The 2,623-nt window shown below is 45.2% G+C and carries 3 protein-coding genes; all 3 read right to left on the reverse strand.

Annotated elements, in window-relative coordinates; genetic code table 11:
* Positions 1-69 precede the first annotated feature (69 nt).
* The gene (locus tag Q7U10_03655) at positions 70-1,332 is read right to left on the reverse strand and encodes a methane monooxygenase/ammonia monooxygenase subunit B (GenBank protein ID MDO8281712.1); all 1,263 of its coding nucleotides are present in this window, start codon (positions 1,330-1,332) and stop codon (positions 70-72) included.
* Positions 1,332-2,156: a methane monooxygenase/ammonia monooxygenase subunit A gene (locus tag Q7U10_03660; protein MDO8281713.1), complete on the reverse strand. Its 825-nt coding sequence runs from the start codon at positions 2,154-2,156 to the stop codon at positions 1,332-1,334. Before Q7U10_03660 ends, Q7U10_03655 begins: the two co-directional genes overlap by 1 nt.
* 179 nt (positions 2,157-2,335) lie before the next feature.
* A partial coding sequence (locus tag Q7U10_03665; protein MDO8281714.1) for a methane monooxygenase/ammonia monooxygenase subunit C occupies positions 2,336-2,623 on the reverse strand: 288 nt, incomplete at its 5' end.

Below are 2,623 nucleotides of genomic sequence, written 5' to 3' on the forward strand. Positions count from 1 at the left end.
CTCATAAAAAAACCGGTACACCGGCTGTCTTTCGACAGTGGTGTACCGGTGTTAATACTAGGTTTCGGCTTATAGCTTGGTAAATACTGGGATAACTGCTCCAGCAATACTGTTGATATAACGATTACCTTGCTGATCCCAGGTCATCAATAAACCACCAAAGCGGCTTTCTGGGTCACCCAACAGAGCCATCAGACGTTGTACTTCCCATAATGCGTCTTTAGCTTCCATCTTAATTTCACGGGTTTCACCAGGTTGAATACCATTGTCATTATCCACGCTCAAACCAGTTGCTACCAGTTCTCTTGGATAATCAGGATCCAAATGTGATTGACCTAATTTGTTTACAAAACGTACACCAGCTGTGGTGAACTCACCGATGTTAACCGCTGAATCTCCATTGTTGGTAACTTCCATGGTTACGCGCAGTGCACGTCCTGGTACGTCATAGTTAGCATGAGTCACTTTGATCGCAACTGGATTGGGTGCAATCGGCATTGGCTCCACTTTAGATTCACCTGCTTGGATAGGTACTGTGTAAGGATGAACGCTCTCTGTATAACGATAGCCTCCCCATACAATCGCACATGTCAGAATTGCAACTGCCAATCCAACTTTTCTATCCGTTGGTGATGTCAGTAATTCATCACCATAGGCCAACAATACACGGCTACGTGGCAGGAACATCGGCTTCGCTACAAAGTAACCAATCCAGAAGCAACCTAAACCTAACCATACTATGTGCCAGAATACGCCATTGCTGAAGTTGAATGTTTCTAAGTCAATGCTCTTACCAGTCAATGTGGTGATTGGATTGGTAAAATCATCCCAACTTCCAGAAATGTTCATCCAGGATGCTGGGCCTGCAATTGGACCTGCATCTTTTACGTTCACCATCGCATGCATATGATGGCGTCCTGGAATCCTTGCTTTCAGTTTCACTTCAAATTCATAGTCACGTCCAATTTCCAACGGACCTGAAATGAATGTTGGGTGTCCATTCAGCTTGGTACTCAGACGCACAAACACAGGGCTTGGGCTACCTACGTTAAAAAACGCACGACCTGGCTTGCCCACTGCACGTGGCCAATCTTCCGCTAAGTGAAATTTCCCTGTCATCGTCGCAATGTCATTGACTTTGGTGACTTTCGGTTGCCACTTCATGTCATACCATTGAATACTACGCATACGCAGGAACGGTTCTTGCGAACGTTCACCATGTGCTGCTGCAGGTGCTACATCTACTACCAGCGTAACCGCCAGTGATGCCGCTCCAATTGCGGCTCCGTACAGGCCTAATACGCCCAGCTTAAAAATGCTTTTTATATTCATTATTTGATCCCCTGTGCAAAGCCTTTTTCACCAAAAGCTGTTACGTCGTTCTTCATCGAGATACGACCTCTTTCTCCTTTAACATAGTAGAAAGCGGTGCAATAAAGTTTGCCAAAGTACCACCATACGCAGAACATCAGCATCGATACAAAAGCTGCAAAGAAGGCCGCAATCACTGTGGTATGTCCACCAAATGTACGCAGCGAGCCTTGCTCAATTAAACGTACGTATTCTGGTGTACCTGTACGTACATACAGGAAACCGGTGTAGTCAGCTACTGACAACAATACACCTTCTACTACCACTGGTAAGTGGGTTGGACCAAATATTGGCCAGTTACCTGGATAGAAAAACAATCCAAAGAAACCGCCGCCTAACAGTGCTGTAACCAGCCAGTTACCCGTTAATAACATGATTGTATCCATCATCAACGCGCCTGGAATCATGGTTGATGGTAATACAAAGTTAAGTGGGTAATGTGACCACCAGTAAAATCCCCAGTAACGGGTCAACCATTCACCTACTAACAGGCATACGATACATAATGTCGCGCCAAATGGTAAGCGATAGTTTACCCATAAGTAATACATCAGGGCTGCACAATACATGATACCTACAATCGGTGTTACAACCGGCCACCATTGACGGTCTTTCCAGTCAAGCCAAAAATCCCAGTCACCTGCCAACAACATGAAGTGCATGTGATAGGTGCCAACCAGAAGAATACAGAGAATTGGAAAATACACTGCATCGATATATCTGGACATCTTGACTGCTTCTGGCGGCATCTTTGCCGCGGCTATAATTTCGTCTGTTCTACTCACTAGACCCTCCCTTCATTCATTCGTGTGATATTAAATTTGAAAACATGACGATTCCTTTTCTTGTCTTCGCTTTTGTTTCTTTCCGTCGACTTATAGCCCTCATTTCCCTAACTTTAAGCCAACTTTAATCTCTTTATCACGCCACTCATCTCTGGGTAGCGTGATAACTATAGCCTAGATTAAGGAACAATCCGGTTATTGAGAATTTCTTTGCTTTGGTTATTCCAGATCACGTCTGTCAGATTCGAGTAACGGGTGATGATCTGTGCTGCAATACCGCCCGAGAACAAACCTGCCCAACCCAAAATCACAAAGCCCCAGTGCAGTGGCGCACTGAACAATTCTTCCATGAACCAGAATGCATGACCCCATTCGTTCAATCCAACGTTTGGCAGAATCATCAATGGGCCGGCAATTGCCATAACCAATGGGAATGATGTGCCGCGGCTGTACAGTGGCAGACGGGT

This window comes from Thermodesulfovibrionia bacterium, from assembly GCA_030646035.1.
GTDB lineage: Bacteria > Nitrospirota > Thermodesulfovibrionia > UBA6902 > UBA6902 > JACQZG01.

Bases quoted from the DNA above. Each gene is read 5' to 3' on its own strand.
- Q7U10_03655 (MDO8281712.1), bottom strand. From the start codon at position 1,332: ATGAATATAAAAAGCATTTTTAAGCTGGGCGTATTAGGCCTGTACGGA.